Below are 269 nucleotides of genomic sequence, written 5' to 3' on the forward strand. Positions count from 1 at the left end.
GGCCGCCGGCCCCCAGTGCCTGCACCTTGTGCGCATCTGAGGTCAGGCCTTTGCGGGAAATCGTGGTGTTGGTGGCAATGATGCCATCCAATTTGAGGTCCAAAGCGAGCCTTGCGACGTCGTCGACGTCGGCGTCGTCCAGGTCCGGCGCGATTTTGACCAGCAGCGGAACATGGCGTCCGGCCGCTTCATCGGCGCAGTCGCCGACGGCGCGCAGTAACGGGCGCAAGGTTTCGACGTTCTGCAGGAGCCTGAGGCCCGGCGTGTTG

Annotated in this window: 1 pseudogene; it reads right to left on the reverse strand. The window is 65.1% G+C overall.

The features are described from left to right. Window positions 1-269, reverse strand: a pseudogene (locus SB679_RS24470) (dihydroorotate dehydrogenase (quinone)); the annotation flags it as partial.

Source organism: Chryseobacterium sp. SIMBA_029 (assembly GCF_046535275.1).
Classification (GTDB): Bacteria; Bacteroidota; Bacteroidia; order Flavobacteriales; family Weeksellaceae; genus Chryseobacterium.